The following is a 20,787-nucleotide window of genomic DNA, read 5'->3' on the forward strand; positions in this document are numbered from 1 at the left end:
CGGCACCGCGGGCCGCCCGGGGCGCGGGCGGCACACGGTCCCAATCGGCTCACGGCGTTTCGACGGTCACCGCCACCACGATCGGGGCGGAGCGGTCGGAGCCCTTTACGAGTTCGATCGTCTTCACCACCGCGTCCGGGCGGTTCGGGGTCACGCTCAGGTAGCGGACCTGCTGCCCGCCCCGCAGGGTGAACGCGAGCTTCGACCCCGGCACGTCGAACTTGCCGATGTAGTCGGCGAAGTGGACCCCGTCGCGGAGCGCGTGGTCTTCGGTCTTGCCGTCGTCGTAGGTGAGCCGCACGGTCATGCTCACCGGGCCGTTCCGCGCCGGCTGCTGGGCCGCCCACCCGCCCACGCCGCTCAGCAGGTGGACCGCCTTCGCCTTGCCGTTGAACGGCAGCGACACGCTCTTGGGCATTTTCGGCGGCACGACGCCGTTCGGCCCGTTCAGCAGGACGACGTTCTTCACCTTGTCGCCCTGCGGGTCCACCAGCACGAACGGCACGCCGTCGAACGTCTTGGGCTTCCAGTCCGGGAACACGAGCCGCTCCGCGGTGCCGCCGGCGTCGAAGAACATGTCCTTCGTGCTGACCACCGTCGCCGCCTTGTCCAGCGGCAGCGGGACGTACTTGCCCTTCTGCCCCAGGAACTCCAGCAGGTCGGTCAGCTCCTCGGGCTTCATCACCTTCTCGAAGCCCTCGGGCATGAGCGACTTGTCGGTCTCCCGCATGCTCACGACGTCGGTCTTCGCGAACTGGTGCCGCTTGGCCTCGGCGTCGATCAGTTCCACCGACGTTCCGGTTTGTGCCCCCAGGATGCCGATCACGGTGCGGTCGTCGACCGTCGTCAGGCGGTACAGCTTGAAGTTGCCCTCCACGCTGCGGGACGGGTCGAGGATCGCGATCATCAGCTCCTCGCGCGGGTGGACGCCGAACCCGGTGAGTTCCGGCCCGATGGCGGTCCCCTCGCTGCCGTGCTTGTGGCACTTCGCGCAGTGCGCGACGAACATCTTCTTGCCGTTCTCGACGTTCCCGGTCCGCACGAGCGCCGTCTTCAGCTCCTCGATCACCTTCTGCCGGTCGGCGTTCGGGAGCCCGCCGCCCAGTTCGAGGATCTTGCGGGCACGCGCGCCGATCTCCTTGTCGGGGTGCGACGCGAGCGCCTGCCGCTGGTCGAGCGCCAGCAGGTCGAACCGCAGTTGCCCCTTCTCGACGGCGTCGAGGAACGCCTTCGTGGAGTCGGTCTTCGCGAGCACCAGTTGCAGCGCCGCGGACCGCACCCCGACCGGCAGGTCTTTCAGCTTCGCGACCACCGCGACCGTCGCGCCCTTGGCTTTAGATTGTCCGAGCGCCTCGAAGATTCCGCCGGCCAGCGCCGGTGAGGCGTCCGCGGTCACCGCCGCGAGCAACTTGGCCGCGGCCTCGTCGTCGCTCGGGCGGAACTCGATCACCTGCTGCGCCGCGGCGACGCGGTCGGCGTCCTTCGCGCTGGCGTCGGCGAGGGTGGCGAACGCGGCCTTCGTGAGTTCCGCGAGCTGGGCCTCGATGCCCTTCACGCCCCACGTTGAGGCGAGCTTGACCAGCCGCCCGCGCGACGCCGCCGGGAGCGTGCCGAGTAACTTCCCGACGGCCTCCTCTTCGGCCGCGGTGAGTGCGGCGGCGCGGCCCGCGGGCCACCCGGCGGCAAGCCCGGCCACGATCCGCTCGGCCACCGCCGGCTTCGCCCGCGCCGCCGCCGCCAGCACGCCCGGCAGCCCGGCGGCGTCGGAGTCGGCCAGCGCGCGGGCGGCGGTCTCCACCAGCGGCAGCAGTGCCGCCCGGTCGGGCAGGTCGGCCGCGCCGGCTAGGAGCGCCCGCGAGTGCCGCGCGACCGCGGCCAGCAGCGCCGGCGAGTTCGCGTCGGCGTCCCCGGTGGCCGCCACCAGCCGGGGCAGCGCGAACGCCGAACCCGTGCCACCTTGCGGCAGCTCCGCCAGCGCCAGGAGCCCGGCCCGGCGCACCTTCGCGTCGGCGTCGGCGAGGGCCGATGCGGGGATCTGCGCGAACCACTTGTCCTCGCGCGGGAGCACCGCGAACGCGGCCGTCCGCACCGGCGCCGACGGGTGGGCCAGTGCCGCGAGGACCGCCTTCGCCGCGTCCTCGTTCTTGCCGTCGAGCGCGCCGAGCGCCGCCAGCGTGTGGAGCGCGTGGACCGCGCCCGGGTTGTTGCCGGTCTCGTCAACGGACTTGTCGCCCAGCGCCTTGATGAGCGCCCCGACGGTTTCGGGCGTCGCGCTCGCCGCCAGGAGCCGCTGGGCGTGCAGCCGCCACGTCATGTTCGGGTGCTTCAGCGCCGCCACCAGCTTTTCGGGCGTCGCGCCCTTCAGCGTGAACGGCTTCTCGTCCTTCGCCTTGGTGTACACGACGCGGTAGATGCGGCCGTGGACCTTGTCGCGCAGCTCGGTCTCGTAGGCGTTCCCCTTGCCGTTCCGGAAGCCCGCGGGGGTCGGGTTGTGCTGCACGATGAACGCGTACCAGTCCACGACCCACACGTGCCCGTCCGGGCCGACCTGCGCGTCGATCGGGGCGCACCACTCGTCGTCGCTCGCGACTAGGTTCCAGCCGTACTTGCCCCGGAAGCTCATCCCCGCCGGCTGAAGGGTCATGGTCGCCGTCAGGTGCCCGGTCGGTTCCGAGATGAACGCGGTCCGGTTCCAGTACTCGCGCGGGTAGGTGCGGGCGGTGTACACCGCGATGTTCGACGCCGCGGTGAACCCGCCGTGCCAGTCCACCTGCCGCACCTTCTCGGTGATCGGCTCGATGTGGTTGTCGGCCGCGATGTTTTGCAGCACGGTGGGCGCGAGGCCCTTCACCTTCTCGTAGTAGCGGTTCGGGATCGGCATGTGGACCAGCGGGCACCCGTTCGCGGTGCTGCCGAACAGCTCACCGCTCTCGTCGAAGCACAGGCCCCAGGTGTTGTTGTTCGTGCTGCGGAGGAACTCGAGCTTGGTCACCTTCAGCGGCGCGTCCGCGGCGCCGGCGGGCTCCACCTTGAACCGGTAGAACCCCTGGCGGAAGTTGTGCCGCTCGCCGCCGACCGTGCCGTTGAAGCCGGCGTACCCGACGGCCCCGTACACCCAGTTGTCGAACCCGTAGCGCAGGTTGCTCGGGCCGGCGTGGGTGTCGCCGGTGCTCCACCCGCGGAACAACTCCTGGCGCACGTCGGCTTTGCCGTCGCCGTCGGTGTCCTTCAGGAACAGCGTGACCGGCGCCTGGTGGACGATCAACCCGCCCGCGTAGGGCAACAGGCTGGTCGCGATGCTCAGCTTGTCCGCGAACGTGGTCACCTTGTCCGCGACGCCGTCGCCGTCGGCGTCCTCGCACACCACGATCTTGTCGCGGCCCTGCCCGGCGGGCTGCATCTCGTTCGGGTAGTCCACCGTCACCGACACGAACAGCCGCCCCTGCTCGTCCCAGGTGGTTGCGATCGGCTTACCGCCCAGCTCCTTTTCGGTGACAAACACCTTGACCTGGAAGTCCACCGGCGTGCTGATGTGCTTCAGGCTCTCCTCGACAGATAGCGGCTTCTGCATCTTCGAGAGCGGGCCGCCGCGCTCGCCCCGGGCCGGGTAGAACGGCACCTTCGCGTCCACGTACTCGAACGGCTTCACGTCCTTCGGGAGTTTCGTCATTTCGGGGGCGTCGAAGTAGGCCCCCACCGCCGCCGGGTCCTGCTTCACCGCCCACCGCAGCCCGCGCTCGAGGAGGTTGTGGAACCCCTCGTGGCTCCAGGTGCGGGCGTCGTGGCCCCACGCGGTGTAGAACACGCGGCCCCGGCCCTGCTCGCGGACCCACGTCCACGGCTCCTTCAGGTCGCCCTCGGCGCGCACCTCCAGCACCGTGCGGCCCTTCTCGTTGTGCTTCGTGTGGACGTACGTCTCGTCCCAACTGCTGAAGCTCTTGAACCCCTGCATGATCGGGTGGTCGGCCTTAACGGTCTCGGTGCGGAACGTCCCGGTGCCGTGGCTGCGGAACTGCGCCCCGACCAGCGCGACGTACTTCGGCGAGTTCAGGAAGCAGTAGCTCGCGCAGTGAACCGGCACGAACCCCTTGCCGCCCTCCACGTACTCCAGCAGGGCCTTCTCCTGCTCCTCGGAGATCTTCGTGTGGTTGGCGTAGATCATGAGCGCGTCGTACCCGCCGAGCGTCTTGGCGTTCAGGTCGTCGAGCTTGTCGGTGTAGGTCAGCTCGATGCCGCGCGCGGCGAACACCGGGTGGAGCTGCTTGAAGCGGTCCGTGGGCCGGTGCCCTGCGGTGTCGCCCAGGAACAGCACCTTCAGTTTCGCGGGTTCGGCCGCGAACGCCGGCGCTGCGAACGTCAGCGCGATCAGAGAGAGTAAGACACGCATGGCTGCTCCAAGCGAGAGAGAGAGCAATAGCCGCAAATGAGCACAACGAGCCCAAAAGGCAGGGAACCAGGGACAGAGTAGATTAACAGGATTCAACGGGATCGAACAACAAGGCAGGCCCGCCCGGGCCGCACCGGCCTTGCCTGTTCTGCCGGCTCCGCAAATCTCTTTGCTCTTGGTTTCCTCTTGTGTCCTTTGTACTTCTTTGTGGCCACTCGATCTTCCGTCTTTACACCAGTTCCGGTGCTACCGAATCGGTCAGGTGCTGGATGATCCCGGCGACGGCCCCCTGCCGCTTGCTCCCCTTCGCACGCACAATGGTGCAGTCCGCGAACGACGGCGGCAGCGCCCGCTCACGCGCCCGCCCGACCACCGTGCCAAAGAGGGCCTCGTCGATTTCAAACAGGGGCGTGTGGATGAACACCGTTGCCGGGTTGAACAGGTTGATCACCGCCGCCAGGCCGACCGCCACGAACCCCGCCACTTCGCGCAGCTCCGCGCTGAGGTCCACAGATCCGGACCGCGCGAGGTCGATCACCTCGTCGACGTTCACCGTGCGGCCGAGCTTTTGCGACGCGAGCCACGCCAGCGCGGAGTCGCTGGCAACGGTTTCGAGGCACCCGGTGTTACCGCACCCGCACCGCCGCCCGCCCACCGGCACCGCGGTGAAGTGCCCGATCTCGCCCGCTAGGCCCGACCGTCCTTTCAACAGACGCCCGCCGCTCATGATCCCTAAACCGACGCCGGCGCCAACGTCCAACAGTGCAAAATCGTCGAGCCCCTTGGCGAGCCCGTAGTGCCGCTCGGCGAGGCACAGGGCGTGCGACTCCTGGAGCACCGTACATTCGATCCCGAGCCGCTCGGCCAAATCCGCTGCGGGGCAGTGGTTGTTGGTGATCGCCACGTTGGGCGACAGCACCCCGCACCCCTTGCGGTAGTCGACCAGCCCCGGGAGGCTCACGCCGAGGCCGAGCGTGGTCACCCCGGGCCGGGCCATGAACGTTCGCGCCGCGCGGGTGAGCGCGTCGATCAGTTCGGGGTAGGTCGCCGGCGTCGGTACGGTCAGCGTGTCGTCGCGGAGCGCCCCGTCGAGCCCCGTGGACACCACCTCGCAGTGGCAGACATCGATCGCGACACCGAGCACCTGCGCGGAGGTGGTCGCGAGTCTCAGTTTCGGGGCGGGGCGGCCCCGCGTGAGTTCCGGCGCGTCCGTCGCTTCGATCAGCCCGGCCTTCAGCAGCGACTCAACCGCTTTGGAAACGGTCGGCGCGCTCAGCCCGCTCTCCCGTGCCACTTCCGCCCGCGAGAGGGAGCCGCGGGACTGGATGACGCGCAGCACCTGTCGCTCGTTCAGTTTCCCGACCAACGCGGGGCGAATCGTGGTGATCGCGGACATCCTTCGCGCGTCCCGTCTGTGTGTGTTGATGGACAAGGTACACGAACCATAACTGTTTGTAAAGAGGCTTTAGTAAATCTGGCTTAGAAATGGACCGCACCCGCCCAGGTGCCATAAACACGGCGAAAAGGAACGGATTCTGTCGTGTGAAATTTAGGTCTTGTCGGCAGATCGCCGTGTGAGTGGACAGTTGTGTCGGGTTTGGATCGTTCTTGACGAGGCGGATACGGACGGGCTGTCCACTTCCCAAAGGAGAGCGGCAAAACGCCCGCGGCGGTCGCTCTTCCAGAGAAGAGCAACCGCCGCAAGGGAGCGTTCGGACGAGCGAACCGAGTCCGTCAAGAGACGGTCGGCACGTTCGGTTGTCCGGCGGCGTCAGCACGCTGCTTTTGTTGTTCCAGGGGCAGTAACTCCTGCCGGTAGATGGGCACGTCCCGCGGGGCCTCGATTCCGAGCCGAATCTTGCCGCGATCGATGTCAACGACCGTGATGCAGATGTTGTCGCCGATGAAGATCTTTTCACCCAGTTTGCGACTGAGAACGAGCATGGGTCGCGTCCCTCCGTTGTGCGTCACTCGTCCGTAAAACGCTCCCCAATTCTACGTCATGATTCTGCAGGGGGTTGCGGCGCACTACGAATTGGCGTTTCGACACCTGGGGGCACCGAGCGCACCGCCGTCATAATGGGTGCAGCACACACCGATACGTATGAACACCGGGCGCGGCCCGCATTGAGAGCCGAATCGCGTCAAACCGTCCCGTTGAGTCGGCGATCGGGCCGGGGTTCACAGACCGTGGTGCCGCGACCCGCAAAATTCTTCCGACCAAACCGCAGCGGACACGTTGGCGAGGAGTCACTAGCTCGGAAACTCAAGCCCAACCGAATCTCGATTTGCCATTCGGCTCATGTGGCGATTTACAGAAAGTGACGGAAACGGACAGAAACGGCCAGCAAAAACATTAGCAGACCGTCGAAACGGTCTGCTAATGCGAATCAATTGGTATTAATCAGCCGCACTTACCTCAACTTCGGAATGCAGCGGGTTGTGGGAGGCACGGTTCCGTTCGCGTTCAGGTCGGGCGCTTATCGTTTGTGTCTGAGAATTAAACGGACGGGAAGTCCGTGGGCGACAGACACCATTTGGTGGGGCGCACCTGCGGGCGAACGGCAGCCTCAACCACAACCCGCGGCCCGTCAGGCCACGCACAACATCTCGGACGCGGCGCTGCGGGACTTGTTCTTGAGGAACTCGACCGGGCGCGGGTCGCCTTCGTAACGGGCGTCGGCCGGGTGGAAGATCGCCTGCTTCAGTTTCGCCCGTTGTTCCAGCACCGCGAGCTTCTCCGGCGTGCCGGGGGCGGCGGTCGTCGGGGCGCCGGGCAGCGGCGCGCTGCCGGTGAAGTTGCCGACCCCGCGGCGGGCGTACTTCGAGGTCGAGGGGTACAGTTCCTTCACGCCCGGGGTGTAGTAGCAGCTCCAGCACAGCCCGCGCGGACGGTTCACCTTCGACTTCGTGCAGTGACGGCAGATCGGGTTCATGGCGATATCCGAGGTTTGGGTAAGTGCGTGCGTTCGGGTCGGGAACTCGTATGCGGGCCGTGCCGAAAGAAGCGATTTTTCACTCCCACCGACACCGATTTACTGTTCAGATGACTACTGCGGACCTCGCGGGACTCGTGTCGCCCGTGTTGTCTGGAAGGGCCGCTCAGGCGGCGGCGATTTCGGGCTGCATCGTGAGCGGCTTGTTCGCCGGGTTCGGGGCCTCGATCGGGAGCCGCTGGGCGATCGCGAGTTCGACCTCGGCAAGCAACTCGCGGCGCATCTCGTCGCGGGGCGTGTCGTCGAACCAGTTGAGGAACCAGCGGCACGCGGCGGGTTCACCGAGACGCTGGTCGGCCTCGAAGCAGGCCCGGGCGAAGAACTCCTCGACCTGGCCCACAGATTCGAGTTCGTCGCCCTGCCAGCCGCAGAACCCGAGGGCACAGGCCGCTTCGACCGGCCAGTCCTGAACACACATGAGCGGAGGAGGGGTGGTGGTGCTGCCTTGGGTCAGTCGGGGGTCGTCGCCACGGAGCGCATCGCGGAGCGATTCCAACCCGGCCGTCGAGAGCACCGGCACGAACCCGTCCCGCCACACCAGACGCCAGCTTTCCATGGTTCCGCCCTCCGCACTCGTGTTCGCTTGGTCGCGTTCAACCCGTTCGGTTGCAGTTCCAACTCCTCAGTTGCATCCGACACACTACTTATACACCTGTACACCAAGTGTGTCAACTAACTCCCGCGCGGATTTTTCGATTTTCTTTTTGCCTGGGCGTGATTCGTTATTTTGATGGACATTATTAACAACGATAATTGCCCGAAAAGTGACATTTGTGGTCTGTAACGGAGGAGGAATAGAGGTGTTGGAACTGGTGTGCGCCGGTGGTGCCGAATTTGAGGAGGGCGAATCGTGTTACGGCTGTGTTTTCTGAGCCTGTGTTTTGTGGGAACTGGCACAGCGACACCGGCCGCAGAGCCGGCGGCAAAACGGGCGGAGTGGAGGGTCGGCGATACCCCGCGTGAGGCGCTGGTTTGTGCTCCCGCGAGCGCAACAAAAGCGGCCAGCCCGCTGGTGTTCGTCTTTCACGGTCACGGCGGCACGATGAGGCACGCGTCCGTGTCGATCGGGGTTCACCCGCACTGGCCGGAGGCCATCTGCGTGTACCCGCAAGGGCTCAACACGCCCGTCAAACTTACCGACCCCGAAGGCAAGAAGAGCGGGTGGCAGATCACCGCCGGCGAGCAGAACGACCGCGACCTGAAGTTCTTCGACGCGATGCTGAAGTCGCTCCGCGCGGACTACAAAGTGGACGAAACGCGGGTGTACGTCACCGGGCACTCGAACGGCGGCCGGTTTACGCAACTCTTGTGGGCCGAGCGCGGGGACGTGTTTGCGGCGGTCGCGCCGTCGGGCACGACTGCCGTCGGTTTAACGAAATCGTTCAAGCCAAAGCCGTGCTTACACATCGCGGGTGAGAAGGACGAACTGGTCAAGTTCGCGTGGCAAAAGCAGACGATGGATGCGGTGCGGAAGTTGAACGGCTGCGAATCCGAAGGAGCGCCGTGGGACAAAGAGAAGACCCCGGCGGGCGTGGTTTACGCTTCGAAACGCGGAACGCCGTTCGTGGAGTTGGTGTATCCGGGTGGGCACACGTTTCCGACCGACGGGGCGGAGCGGATCGTCACGTTCTTCAAACAGCACGCGAAAAAGTGAACGCTCACGCAGGAGCACCAAGGTGCGGAGTGAGCCTTTCGGAAAGAACCGCGAGCAACTCGGGCTGCATGAACTGGTAATCGTCGGGAATCGCAAGACAGACGAGTGGCTTGTCGCCGACTTCCAACGCGAACCGGCGGCGAATGAGCTTTTCGAGGCGCCTTTCCATCACGAAAATGGTGTCGGCCCAGGCAAGCAATTCTTCAGTGAGTTCGACTCGCGCCAGCGATGAAAGGCCCGCTGATTTGGTCTTGAGTCCAGGCGTGTTCGCGTACAACCGAGCGGCGGTCGGGCTGCGGTGCCGGTTTCCCTCGCAGACGAACAGAGCGTTCACAGGAACTCCTGAAACGTCGGTTCGGACATAGTGCTGCGGGCGGTACATGCCGCGCGATCATGGCCACGCGGCACACGTACCTGCCGGATTACTCTTTTTCCTTCTTGTTGCCGAACTTGGTGAGTTCCACCGCGCTCTCCATGTCCTGACCCATGAACTTGCCCGTCATGGTCATCTTCAACATGCCCAGCGGCATGTCCTTCGAGGTCCACACCTTCATCTCGGACTCGATCTCCTGCCCGAATATTTTCATCTTGGCCTTATAGGTCGTCCAGGCCGTGTCGTACTCCTTGCCGTCGACCTTGACCTTCTCTTTGCCGTCCTTCAGCTTCTCGATGTCCACCTTGCCGCCGCCCGGGACCGCGCCGCCCTTGGTCGGGTCGAACGGCTTGGTCAGGTCGATCTTCTGCGTTTGCTCGTTCTCCTTCTTTTGCCCGCCGATTTCGACCGCGCTGGTGATCTTGAGCGTCAGCTCCTTATCGGTCTTTTCGGTCACGACCTGGCGCATGGTGCCCGGGATCGACAGTTCGCCGAACTTGGTGGTCAGCTTGTACTCGGCGAAGTCGCCGACCTTGGCTTTCTTGTACGGGTTCTCTTCGTCGGCCGCGCGAACGGCGAGCGGGGCGAGCACGAGGGCGAACACGGCGAGCAGGCGGAAGCGCATAGCGTACCTCAGGAAGGTGCGGGAGCGAACGGCCCCGCGGGTGGGGGGATTATAGCCGCACCGCCGGTGCAAGAGCTTCAGGAAAACCGCTCACCCGCCTTTGAGGAGCTTGGCCAGCGCCCGCGTCTGCTCGAAGTGCTCCATCACGATGGTCAGCACCGCCGTCAGCGGGACCGCCAGAAACATGCCCGGGACGCCCCACAGCAGGCCCCAGAACGCGAGCGAGCCGAGGATCACCAGCGGGCTGATGCCGACCGCGCTGCCCAGAATCATCGGCTCGATCACCGACGCCGACGCCCCGTGCCACACGAGCAGCAGCGCCGCCGCCGCGAACGGCTCCCACGACGGCCCGAACCACAGGAACGCGAACCCCACCGGCAGCGAGTAAGCGACCACCGTGCCGATGTACGGGATGAAGTTGCACAGGAACGTGAGCACCGCCCACAGGAGCGAGAAATTCACCCCCGTGGCCCACAGCACCGCGCCGACCGGGGCCGCCAGAAAGAAGCTCGACTTCACCTTCGCCTTCAGGTAGCTGATGACCGCGGCGTTGACCTCACCGGCGACCTGGAGGATCTGCTCCGCCCGCTCCTTCGGGTACGCGCGGCGTACCCGGGCCGGGAGTTGCGTGCCCTCGAGCAGCAGGAACAGCAGGTACAGCCCCACCACACCCGCCTCGATCATCGCGGTCGCGACGCCGGCGACGATCAGCCGCACCACCAGCCCGATCTGCTCGGTGGCCTGCACCCGCATGGGCCGGGTGTCGTTGCGCGACACCCACGGGGCGTGCGCCGAAACGCCGCGCTCGAGGGTCACGAACAGGTCGTCGGCGCGCTGCGTCAGTTGGGGCAAGTCGTCGCGAAGGGCGAGCACGCTCGCGGAGGTGATGAACGCCAGGCCGACCAGCGCGGCGGCGGTGCCGCCCGCGAGGATCGCGATCGACGCCGGCGTGCCGACCTGTTTCCGCAACCGGGAGTGGTACGGCATCAGCACGTACGCGAGGAGCACCGCAACCAGCAACGGCCGCAGTACGGACGCGAGCTGGAGCATCAGGTACCACCCCGCGGCCGCGCCCATCAGCACGAACGCGACCGTGCGGAGCGTGTCGGGCGCGCGCCAGCGCGGGAACTGCGAGGTGTCATGGGTCGGGTCGTGCGCGGACATGAGTTCGTCTCGGGCGGTCGGAGCCGGGATCGAGGTCCGGGCATCTTACCCCCTGTTTCTTACCCGAACCATCGCCCCGTTTCCGGAAGTCCAGCAGATGGCGTTGAAGGTAGAACCAAGGCTCTGATCACGGGCGGTGAATGTTGTGAACTGTAGCAGCCGGCGCGCGATTTTGAGGCAGCCGGAGCCTTGTGAAAAAATACACAAGAAAAACTTGCTCCGCAAATTGCTTCCAATTAATGACTTGCAAGAATGATCCGCGGAACAGGGAACCCGGCTCAGCGGTTGCACTACCAAGTGATGTAAGCTACCCGCAGGATAGCCGGAACTATCCTGAGAGCGAGTACGAAGAGCAGAACTCCCCACCCCTACCGCTCGCGTCCGCGTCGGCTTGGAACACCGACGTGAGAAGGCGAACGGTCCTCACCAGACGCGGGGGATTCGCGCCGTAACGTGCGCACGCACGCCGGCCCGAGCTGCCCGCGAGTGGACCGCCGGAGATGGATCGGGTCCGTTGGATCCGGCCCTGTTCCCCGGTCCTAGTGTGTGATTTCCGACCCGCCGCGCCCGCCCCCCGACAGGAGGGGATGAGGTCGTGCGTTGCCGTCGGCCGAAGTTCGTGTCTCCACCCGTCGCGTAGAACCGCGCCGCGGGTGGTAGGGAGGTCCGTTGTTTTCGCCCCTGACCTTACGGAGATGACCAAGTTGTTCGCGAACCTTCAGACGCGCCCCCGCATCGTGACCGCCGCCCTCTTCGCCGTGGCGTTCGTGGCTCTCGTGAGCCACCCGACACTGGCACAGTCGCTCGGCGCGGACGTGTGGAACGTCTCGAACCTCCGCGATCAGGTCCGCGCCGCGACCGACGAGAGCGCGCGGCTCAGCGCCGAGGACGACACGGTTCTGAACCGGATCGCGGTGAAAGAGTCGATCGTCCGGGAACTGATCGAGGGCCGCGCGACCCTGACCGAAGCGACCGACCGGTTCGCGCAACTGAACGCCGCCCGCCCGCAAGCACTGAACGCCATCCGCTTCGCCTACCCGGGCACCACGGACCGCGAGAAAACGGCTCGCAACGTGATCTCCTTTGCCCTCGGGCGCACCCCGGCCGCCGCCCGTGCGGCCCTCTCTGAGCGCCTTGAAGCCGAGTTCCAGCAGGCGGCCGCCGCCCGCTGATCGCGCTTCATCCTGCTCCCGGCCGGCGCCCCGGCCACTCCCTCTCCGCTACCCCCGCGCCCCGCGCGCCCCCGGTCGATGTCGGCCGTAGGCGCCCGCGGGTCGGACCGAGGTTACCTTACGGAGGTTCTTGTGATGGCCACGATTCGTCGTCCCGGTGCTGCTTCGGCCGCCGTCCTGGTTGGACTGATCGTCAGCCTGGGCGCGGCGCACCTGTTGGCCCCGGAGTGGGCACGCGCGGCCGGGCTGGACGTGTGGAACTACGCCGCGCTCGACGCACAGAAGCAGTCACTCGCCGACGAACGCGCCGACATGGACGCCAAGGCCGAAAGCGACACCCGGCGCCGCGGGCGGGCCGACCAACTGGCCGCCCGACTCATCGCAGGGGAAGACACCCTTCCGGCCGTCTCCGCCGAGATCGGCCAGTTGTTCATCAACGACACCGGCTGGCAGTGCGCGCTGGCGGCGTTCTACCCCGACCTGCGTGACCCGCGGCTGCTGCACGCCCGGCACACGATCGACCGCGCCGTCCGGCAGCTCGATCACGACCCGTCGCGCAAGGCCGCGCTCCGGGTCCGCCTGGAGGCTGAGTACCGCACAATGGAATCGCAATGCGGTTCGACTGTGACCCACTGAGCCGCGAAACGTTCTACGTCATTCGGTGCGGGCAGAAGCAGGTAATCGTGTGACGGGGCGGGGGCGCGTGCGACGGACACATCATCCGTCGCACGCGCCCCTGCCCCGTCGTACCGAGAGCAGTCGTTCCAAGCTCCACGTTAAGCTGAAGGGATACACGTGGCTTGGGTCATGGTCCGGGTGGTGGCCACAGGATCAATCGCTGCTTGGCGCGCGGCACCGGGCACGTACCCGCGCCGTCGGCGACTGACCACGCGCCGCACCACAGCAGAAAATACTCGGTGCTGTCGTCGCTCCGTGAGCTGAGTTCGTGGACCACGTACCGGCCCTTACCGCCGCGGCTGCGGAACAGGGTCGGCTGGTTGAACGGGAACGACGCCGGGTACGGCGACTCGGCAGGCAAGAGGTGGTGCGGGTGCGGGCGCCCCGGCGGGCCGAGCAGTTGCGCCCGCACCTCCGGGTCCGTGGCCGGCAGCGCGACCCACTCCAGATCGCTGATCACGAACCGCCGGTTCGCCGGCGCGGCCGCGAGTTCCGCCATCACCCGCTCCTGGCCGGTGACCGACACGTCCGGCCCCTGACCGATCGAGATGGCCGTGTACACGTGCATGAACCGGAGCCCGGGCTTCAGGTGCATGATGATGTACAGCACGTGCGGCGAGTCGAACCACGCCACCACCTCCCCGTCCCGTGCGCCTTGGGCGCGCAGGTACTCGGCGACCTCGGCGATCTCGACCCAGCCGACCACCGCCTCGTGCGGCGGGTGCAGCCGGAGGCGGTCCCAGAGCGCGTACCGCTCCGCGTCGCTCAGGTTCGTGCGCCAGCACACGGGCCACTGCTTCAGCCGCTCAAAGTTGAACGCGACGTGCCGCGGCAGGTACCGCTCGTGAACCTTCTCCGGAACGGAACTCAGCCACGCCTGCGCCTGGGGGCTGCCCCCGGCGGCCCCCCACATCGCGGCCACCAGTGCGAACCACACGAGCAGCGCGAACGTGAACGCCCACCGGTGCGACGCCCACACGCCGAGCATCAGGAGCGTTTCGGGCACGTGCGCGTACTGGAACCCGCGCTGGAGGAAGAACGCCTGCGTCAGCCAAACCAGGTACAGCGCGCCGAGCGTCCCGCGCACGAACCGCGCGTCCGCGTCCGCGTGCTTGTCCCAGAGGTGCCGCGGCAGCCAGTACCCGAGCGGGCCGGCGCGCCCGGGAACCGCACCCGCGGCCCGCCGGCTCGACCACGGGGCCATGTCGATCACGGAAAGCAGCGCCAGCGGCACCGTGACGAACGGCCCGAGGCTCCACCCCGGGAACCAGTCGAGCTGCTGGTCGCTCCGCTGGGCGAGTTCCTGCCGCACGAGCCGCATGTAGTCCGGGTTCCACTCGGTGAACACCTCGAGGAACGGCCCCCACGCCCCGGACGCGACCAGCCACAACACGCCCGCGGCCCCGACGACGAGCCCGCCGACGAGGTTACCCAACAGGTCGAAGGCGGCCGCGCGCCACGGCCGCGGGTGCCGGCCCGCGAGCCGCCGGGCGGTGAGCAACCAGACGGTAGCGGCCATGACCACGATGTGCGGTTTCACCCACAGCGCCGCGCCCCACAGCGCGCCTTCCAGGGCGGCGGGAGCGAACCCGCTGCCCGCGGGCATGTCCGGCACGGGAAGCCCGGCGCCCAGAACCGCGGAGGCGCTCTCCACGTGCGAGTTTGAGGGAAGGGGTTCCGGCCCGCCGATCCCCCGCCGCACGCGGATCAGCACGGCGGCCAGCCCCGGGAGCGCCATCCAGGTGTCCCGCTGGGCGTGCGACATCTCCATCGTGAACGGGTACAGCGCCGCCGCCCCGGCCACGGCCCACCACCGCGCCGCGGGCGGCGCCCCGCCGAGCTTCGCCAGCCGGTCGATCAGCGCGACCACCCCGGCCACGATGAGCAGGTCGGCGGCCCGCACCACCACCACGCTCTCGCCGAACGCCCACTGGATCAGCGTGAGCGCCCAAACGAACCCCGGCAGGTTGGTGTCGAAGATGTCCTTGTAATGGGTGCCGCCTTCAATGAGGTTGCGGGCGGCCATCTGATAGAGCGTGAGGTCGCACCACGGGGGCATGCGCAGGAACAGCGGAACACCGACGGCCAGAGCGACCGCGGCGAGCGCCCGGGCCGCCCACACCGACCGCCACGGGCAACAGAGTTCAACACGCATGTGGCGTAATCGGGTGAAACGGGACGGCGCGTCCGGTCAAGATACGAGTTACCCAACCGCACGCCACCACCCGGAAAGACGGGTGAGCCGATCCGCGACTTGTGCGGCACGACCGCACTTGACCGTTTCGGATCGGAACCCGCCATGCCGATAAACTTCGTATATCAGTGGGCGTTTGCGCGACACACCGCCGGTCCCCCGGCCCTGTCCGCGGTGGCGCATCACCCGAACGAGAAAGCCGGCCACAAAAGGCGGCCGGGTCTGGCCTCATACATGAACCCACCCGCGGTGTCGCTTTCTTGACGAGCCGCGACCGCCAGGGAGCGGTGCCACGTATCCCGCTCCCTGGCGGTCGCGGCTCGTCAAGAAAGCGACAATATTACCGGGTACGTGTATCAGTACTCCTCTCCGTGCTTGAACCGCGCTCGCAACTGGGCCTTTGCTCGCGCGCCGCTCGGCGAGGCGCCGAGCGCCCCCAGGCCCGCCAGGTGCGGGCTGGCGAGCAACTGTTTGAGCCCGGTGTCGGTGAGCCGGGGGTTGTACTTCACGTGCAGCGCTACCAACCCGGACGCGCCCTTCCAGTTGGCCAGCAGTTCGGCCGAGCGGTCGTCGATGCGGTTGCGGATCAGCCACAGGAGCGGCGGGCACCACCGCCCGCACCCGCGCACCAGCTCGCGCACCCCCTGCACGCCCAGGCCGTTGTCGTCGAGGTCCAGGTACCAGACGGTGCGCACCCGCGGGCACCGGACCAGGGCGCGCACGTCCGCGGTCCGGAGCCGCGCGCCGTGACAGTTCAGCAGCCGCAGGGCCGCGGCGGGGGCCGCTTCGAGCCGCCCGGCGTCGAGCCCCGAGAGCGGGTTGAAATCGAGCCCGAGGTACGCCACCCCGCGGAGGTGGGGCGAGCACAGTAGCGCCGTGGCGCCGGGGCCGTGGATGCGGTTGTGCGCCAGATCGAGGTCGCGGAGGCCCGCCAGGGCCGGCGCCCGCGCGAGCAGTTCGGCCGACTCGTCGTCGAGGTTGCAGTGCGTCAGCCGGAGCGAGTTGAGGGCGGACAGGTCGGCGGCGAGGAGCGCGCGAACGTGATCGGGACGCCAGTCGTACCCGCCGCGGAGCCGGAGCCGGCGCAGTCCGCCGAGCCGCCCCGCCGCCAGGAGCCCTTCGAGCGCTTCGGCACGCACCTCGGTTTCCGACAGATCAAGTTCGCGAAGGCCGGTCCAGTGCGGGGCGTCGGCGAGCGCGGCGACGGTAGCCGCCACATCTGTGTAGCGGATCGTGAGCCGGCGCACGAACCCGGCCGCCGGCAGGTGCCCGAACGCACGCAGCCCGTCCGCGCAGCCGCCGCGCAGGTCCAGCCCGGTGACCCAACCCGTCAGCCCGACCTCGGCGAGCCGCTCCACCGTTTTGGCCGAGAACCCGTGGTGCGCCACGAGCGTGACGGGCGGCACCTCCTGGAGACGCCGCGCGGCGCTCTTAACGTTCGTCGGCTCGTCGAGTGCTAACCGGTGCGGGAACCCGCGCGCGAACCCGTTCAGCCGTGTCGCGTCGTCGTACCGATCGGCCCACCGCACCCGGGCCGACCCGCCCGGCGGCGGCTCCCACGCGCCGCGGTGGCGGTCCAGCAGCTCGTTGGCCCGCCTTTCGAGGCTCACGAGCCGGTGGACGCCGGCGTCGATGCGGGACCAGTCGGTGGTGAGCAGCCCGTGGTGATAGCGGTCGCGAAGGAACTCGTACATCGCGTGGCTGCCGCCGTATTCGTCTGCCGCGGCGGCCAGCTCGCACTGAGCCCGAATGAACTCGGCCCGGGCGGCGTCCCCGTGCTCGTCGAGCCAGTCGGCGTACGCGAGCCGTGGCGTGTCCTCATCCGGGTGCGCGCGGATGGCGGCCAGCAACGCGTCGCGATCGGACAGCATTGGACGACCCCGAAGAGATGAGCCCGCTGCACTGTAGCAGAGCGGGCCGAGGGCAGGAAGCAGGGATCAGAAGACCGGGCCGGATAAGGCCCGACACCGCCATGAATGCCCGTCTCATAAAGACAACAGCCGAAGCCGGCACCGATACCGGACCGTGAATCAGCGGAGCCACTTGTCGGCGAACTGCACGTACACCTTCCAGTCGTCGGGCGTCATCGCGTGCTTGCCGGCGCGGATGAAGTAGCCCAGCCGCTCGTCGCTCAGCTTGCCCTGCTCGGGCACCTTCGCTGCAACGGGCCGGTCGTCGCCGTACAGCTTGTACACCGGGGCCGCGGCGGCCAGCATGTCGAACTGACCCGGCGGGTTGGCCCACTGGTCGTCTTCGGCGTTCGTGAGCAGCACCGGGCGCGGGGCGCAGATCGCGATCAGGCCGTGCTGGTCGAACGGTAACTTCGTGGTGTCGTCGCCGAACGCGCTAAAGTGCCCGCAGAACCAATGCGGGAACACGGTCGTGATGCGCTTCACCGGCTCGGCCTTTGGGTTCTTGCTCCGGCTCGGCCCGGCGCCGCCGCACCCCGACTGGTGCGGGATCACCACCGCGATGCGGTCGTCGAACGCACCGGCCAGCAGCGCCGTTTTGCCCAGGCGCGAGTGCCCCACCACCGCCAGCCGCTTCGGGTCGATGGCCTTGTCCGTAACGAGGAAGTCCACCGCCCGGTGGCAGCCCCAGGCCCACCACATGACCGTCGCGGTCTCGTCGCCGGGCGCCCCGCCCTCCGCGGGCGGGAGCGTCGCGCGCATCCCTTCGCGCACGTTCGGGCGGTCCGGCTGAACGTCGCCGCAGTAGAACGTCGCGACCGCGTACCCCTTCTCCACGACCTGCCGGAGCGGCCACGTGTCGGCCTGCTTCCCGCGGCCCGCCGCGGTCGCCTTGTTCGTGCCCTTCTCGACGCCGGGGTAGTTCGCCGGCACCCACGCCGTTGGGACGCGGACCTTTTCGTGCGGCGTGAGCAGATGGTTGCCGCCGAAGTTCGGCCCTACGAAGCACGCCGCCGGCGTTTTGTCGTTCGGCGTCGCGACGAGGAGGTAGATTTTCGGCCACTCGGGCGGGCCGAACGTCAGCTCCACCTCGCGGAGCGTCCCCTTACCGTCGAGCGCCTTCGCGTCCTCGAACAGCACCTTCGCGGTCACCTGCTTGGGCTTTTCCGGGAACCGGCCGTACATGTAGTGCTCGAACAGCGCCTTCAGCTCGGGGCGGCGTTTCTCTTCCCACTCCTTTCGCGTGGTGACCTTGGTCCCGTCGCGCGCGGTGAGAACGTCCGGAAACTCCGCCGCCGAGGGAAGTTTGTCCGGCGGCGGGAAATCGGCAGGGGTGGCAATCGCGCTCATGAGGAGAAGGCCGAGGCTCGCGAGGGAGAGTCGCATGTGAACCGCTCCAGAAACAGCGACGGGGGCCGAAGCCCCCGAAGGTACACCAAACGTGGCGGGAGTGTGAGGCGAATTCCGGTGCGGGCTCAGTTGAGCGCGGACACGGCGGCTAACGCGAGCGGCTCCAGCCCGAGGAACTCGAGGGGCAGGCTGAACGACTCGTTCGTCTCGATCCGGATCGTCTTACCGTCGTTACGGGTGACGGTGAGGTTCGGGAACAGGTGGCGGCTCAGCTCGTGGGCGTTCGGGACCAGTCCCACGTCGATCGGGTCGAAGTCCGACTCGTTGTTCTCGCGGAACCGGTTGCGCAGCTCGAGCGTGCTGAGGAACATGGGGCCGACGCAGCACAGGTTCTGAGTAGTGGATTTCGGGTTGCAGAACTGGAGCCCGCACCCGTCCTGCGACAGCTTCGCCAGCCGCTTCGCGGTCTCGGCGTCGGGCGCCCACTTGTCCAGCGCGCCCTTCGCGCGAAGTACGAACCCCTGCACGGCCTGCGGGTGCCCGCCCACCACCAGCCACTCGCCCACGATGGCGTAGGTCGGCGTGACCACCCCGAACCCGCGGGCGTAGAACTCGCGGACCTCCACCCCCTTGAGCACCTTCTTGCGCACCTTGATCGGGCTGTTCGCGATGCCCTCGAGCGCGCGCTGGATGTTGTCCGTCGCGGCCTTGATCTTGGCCGGGTCCTTGCACGAAACACAGACCACCTGACCAAACAGCGACAGCCCCTCAGTCGGGCTCTGGAACAGCACCAGCTTGTCGCCGAGGTGCGGAATGATGTCGTCCCTCACGCGGACGCCCAGGAACTTGTCGGCCTCGCTCGCGAGGTACTCCTTCCGCGCCGGAACGAGACCTTTCTTGTCGCCCTCGACCCCGAACGCACCGCCGGCCTTGAGGAACTCGACCAGGCTCAGGCCCGCGTCATAGGTGGCGGCCGGATCGAGCCGGAGCGCGGAGAACCGGCTCACGTCCGGCGGCATCGGGGGCAGGTCGTTCAGGCCCAGCGGCTCGTTCTTGAGCGCCCGGGCGAACCCTTTGCGCTCGCCCGGCGTGTCGAGTTCGTAGACCGCGCGTGACTCCTTGCCGTCGAACCCGGACGAAAACACCACCGCCTTGAGTGACCCGAGCCCGACGCCGTTGAGCCGGTCATTCAACCCGGGCACGAACGGCCCCGCGAAGCTCTTGGCCAGCCCGACCACCCGGCCCGTGTCCACGAACCCGCGCGCGACGCTCTCGAACTCGCCCAGCTTCGCCGCGCGCTGGTACAGCGGGCTGGCGGTGAGCCCGCCCTTCGCGGCGTTGGCGGTGAACTCGTCCATGACCGCTTCGGGCGCCCGTGTGCCGGCGTAGAACACGAAGTGCGCCCCCTCACCCCACCACGCCGCGAACAGCGGGAACGGCGGAGCGCCCTCCTTCGGGAGCACGAACCGGTAGCCCGTGCGCCCCTTCGCGGCGAACGCCTCGACCTTGTTCTCCCCGAGGCGCATCAGGAGCCGGACGGCGCCGTTCAGGGCGCCGGCCTTATCCGCAGCGCCCGGCACGATGACGAGCAGGTGCGCGTCCGGTACGAGCGCGTCGGCTTTGGGGGCCTTCCCGCCGAGCAACCCGGTCAGGGCGCTCCCGACGCCCTTGAGGCTGGGCGCCGGCTCGCGCACCTCGGCGGCGACGATCACGCCCCGGTCGGCGAGCAGGTCGACCAGCTTGTCGACGGCCTTGAGGTCGGCGAGGTTGGCCTTCAGTTCGCCCGGATCGCGACCCGAGAGGAGCGGGTCGGCGACCAGCGACGAGCCGAAGAGCCGCGGCCCCTTCGCGAGCAGCGCGCGGACGTTGTCGCCGGTCGGCCCGGCCATGACCGGCCCCCAGACTGATTTCTTGTACGCCTCGTTGTGCGCGGAGACGCCGTCCCACCGCGCGTACAGTTGCGTGGTGGGGGCGAGCAAGGTTTCGGGCGCGTCGTCGGAACCGCGCGCGGGTGCGGCGAGCGCGAGCGCGGCGACGGCAAGAGCGAACGGGCGGGTCATGAATGCTCCTGGCGAGCGGGGGGCTCACGCCCCCCGAGCAAACGTTCGGGTGATGTGAACGAAAGACGATCGAGAAGTACACCGGCGGGGATACACCCGGCGCGTCATCACGATCCGGTCGAAGAACGCCTTATCTTCTGTAGCCGGCCTCTGTGAGGCCGGTGCGATACGACCCATGTAGCACCGGCCTCACAGAGGCCGGCTACAGAAGACAAGGTACGGCA

Annotated in this window: 15 protein-coding genes; 3 read left to right on the top strand and 12 right to left on the bottom strand. The window is 67.7% G+C overall.

Translation table 11 applies throughout. The features are described 5' to 3' along the window. Window positions 1-49: 49 nt before the first annotated feature. The 5 genes from GobsT_RS40740 to GobsT_RS35515 form a co-directional block, all read right to left on the bottom strand. Window positions 50-4,387 (bottom strand): PVC-type heme-binding CxxCH protein, encoded by a 4,338-nt coding sequence (locus GobsT_RS40740; protein ID WP_010044696.1) that lies wholly within the window; start codon window positions 4,385-4,387, stop codon window positions 50-52. Window positions 4,388-4,616: 229 nt separating this feature from the next. Beyond that, complete coding sequence (locus GobsT_RS35500; RefSeq protein ID WP_010044694.1) at window positions 4,617-5,783, bottom strand: ROK family transcriptional regulator; 1,167 nt, start codon at window positions 5,781-5,783, stop codon at window positions 4,617-4,619. A gap of 338 nt (window positions 5,784-6,121) precedes the next feature. Then, window positions 6,122-6,331, bottom strand: a complete 210-nt coding sequence (locus tag GobsT_RS35505) for a carbon storage regulator (protein ID WP_010044691.1) — start codon at window positions 6,329-6,331, stop codon at window positions 6,122-6,124. Window positions 6,332-6,978: 647 nt separating this feature from the next. Beyond that, a complete protein-coding gene (locus GobsT_RS35510) occupies window positions 6,979-7,323 on the bottom strand; it encodes a hypothetical protein (protein WP_010044688.1) in 345 nt (114 codons plus the stop codon). A gap of 166 nt (window positions 7,324-7,489) precedes the next feature. Further along, on the bottom strand, window positions 7,490-7,939 hold the full coding sequence (locus GobsT_RS35515) for a hypothetical protein (protein ID WP_010044686.1): 450 nt from the start codon (window positions 7,937-7,939) through the stop codon (window positions 7,490-7,492). 486 nt (window positions 7,940-8,425) lie between these two features. Here GobsT_RS35515 and GobsT_RS35520 point away from each other — a divergent pair, with 486 nt between their 5' ends. Continuing rightward, a complete protein-coding gene (locus GobsT_RS35520; RefSeq protein ID WP_232068447.1) occupies window positions 8,426-9,037 on the top strand; it encodes a CE1 family esterase in 612 nt (203 codons plus the stop codon). A gap of 4 nt (window positions 9,038-9,041) precedes the next feature. Here the strand turns inward: GobsT_RS35520 and GobsT_RS35525 are convergent, their stop codons facing one another. The 3 genes from GobsT_RS35525 to GobsT_RS35535 all read right to left on the bottom strand — a co-directional run bounded on the left by GobsT_RS35525 (window position 9,042) and on the right by GobsT_RS35535 (window position 11,199). After that, window positions 9,042-9,371, bottom strand: coding sequence for a low molecular weight protein tyrosine phosphatase family protein (locus tag GobsT_RS35525; RefSeq protein ID WP_010044682.1), 330 nt, complete (start codon window positions 9,369-9,371; stop codon window positions 9,042-9,044). 88 nt (window positions 9,372-9,459) lie between these two features. Then, the gene (locus GobsT_RS35530) at window positions 9,460-10,035 is read right to left on the bottom strand and encodes a hypothetical protein (protein ID WP_010044679.1); all 576 of its coding nucleotides are present in this window, start codon (window positions 10,033-10,035) and stop codon (window positions 9,460-9,462) included. A 90-nt stretch (window positions 10,036-10,125) separates the two neighbouring features. Next, on the bottom strand, window positions 10,126-11,199 hold the full coding sequence (locus tag GobsT_RS35535; RefSeq protein ID WP_010044678.1) for an AI-2E family transporter: 1,074 nt from the start codon (window positions 11,197-11,199) through the stop codon (window positions 10,126-10,128). A gap of 695 nt (window positions 11,200-11,894) precedes the next feature. Between GobsT_RS35535 and GobsT_RS35540 the strand changes: the two genes are divergently transcribed. Next, window positions 11,895-12,371: a hypothetical protein gene (locus tag GobsT_RS35540; RefSeq protein ID WP_010044677.1), complete on the top strand. Its 477-nt coding sequence runs from the start codon at window positions 11,895-11,897 to the stop codon at window positions 12,369-12,371. A 135-nt stretch (window positions 12,372-12,506) separates the two neighbouring features. Continuing rightward, on the top strand, window positions 12,507-13,007 hold the full coding sequence (locus tag GobsT_RS35545; protein ID WP_010044676.1) for a hypothetical protein: 501 nt from the start codon (window positions 12,507-12,509) through the stop codon (window positions 13,005-13,007). A gap of 169 nt (window positions 13,008-13,176) precedes the next feature. On the opposite strand, the gene GobsT_RS35550 is transcribed toward GobsT_RS35545, so the two are convergent. The 4 genes from GobsT_RS35550 to GobsT_RS35565 form a co-directional block, all read right to left on the bottom strand. Further along, a complete protein-coding gene (locus GobsT_RS35550; RefSeq protein WP_010052675.1) occupies window positions 13,177-15,204 on the bottom strand; it encodes a hypothetical protein in 2,028 nt (675 codons plus the stop codon). A 395-nt stretch (window positions 15,205-15,599) separates the two neighbouring features. Beyond that, entirely contained in the window at window positions 15,600-17,114 is a 1,515-nt protein-coding gene (locus GobsT_RS39170) for a TIGR02996 domain-containing protein (protein ID WP_010050404.1), read from the bottom strand. A gap of 159 nt (window positions 17,115-17,273) precedes the next feature. Next, the gene (locus GobsT_RS35560; protein WP_010050401.1) at window positions 17,274-18,539 is read right to left on the bottom strand and encodes an alpha/beta hydrolase family protein; all 1,266 of its coding nucleotides are present in this window, start codon (window positions 18,537-18,539) and stop codon (window positions 17,274-17,276) included. A gap of 89 nt (window positions 18,540-18,628) precedes the next feature. Then, window positions 18,629-20,563: a hypothetical protein gene (locus GobsT_RS35565; protein WP_010050398.1), complete on the bottom strand. Its 1,935-nt coding sequence runs from the start codon at window positions 20,561-20,563 to the stop codon at window positions 18,629-18,631. Window positions 20,564-20,787 lie beyond the last annotated feature (224 nt).

Origin of the sequence: Gemmata obscuriglobus (assembly GCF_008065095.1) — a bacterium.
GTDB classification, from domain to species: domain Bacteria; phylum Planctomycetota; class Planctomycetia; order Gemmatales; family Gemmataceae; genus Gemmata; species Gemmata obscuriglobus.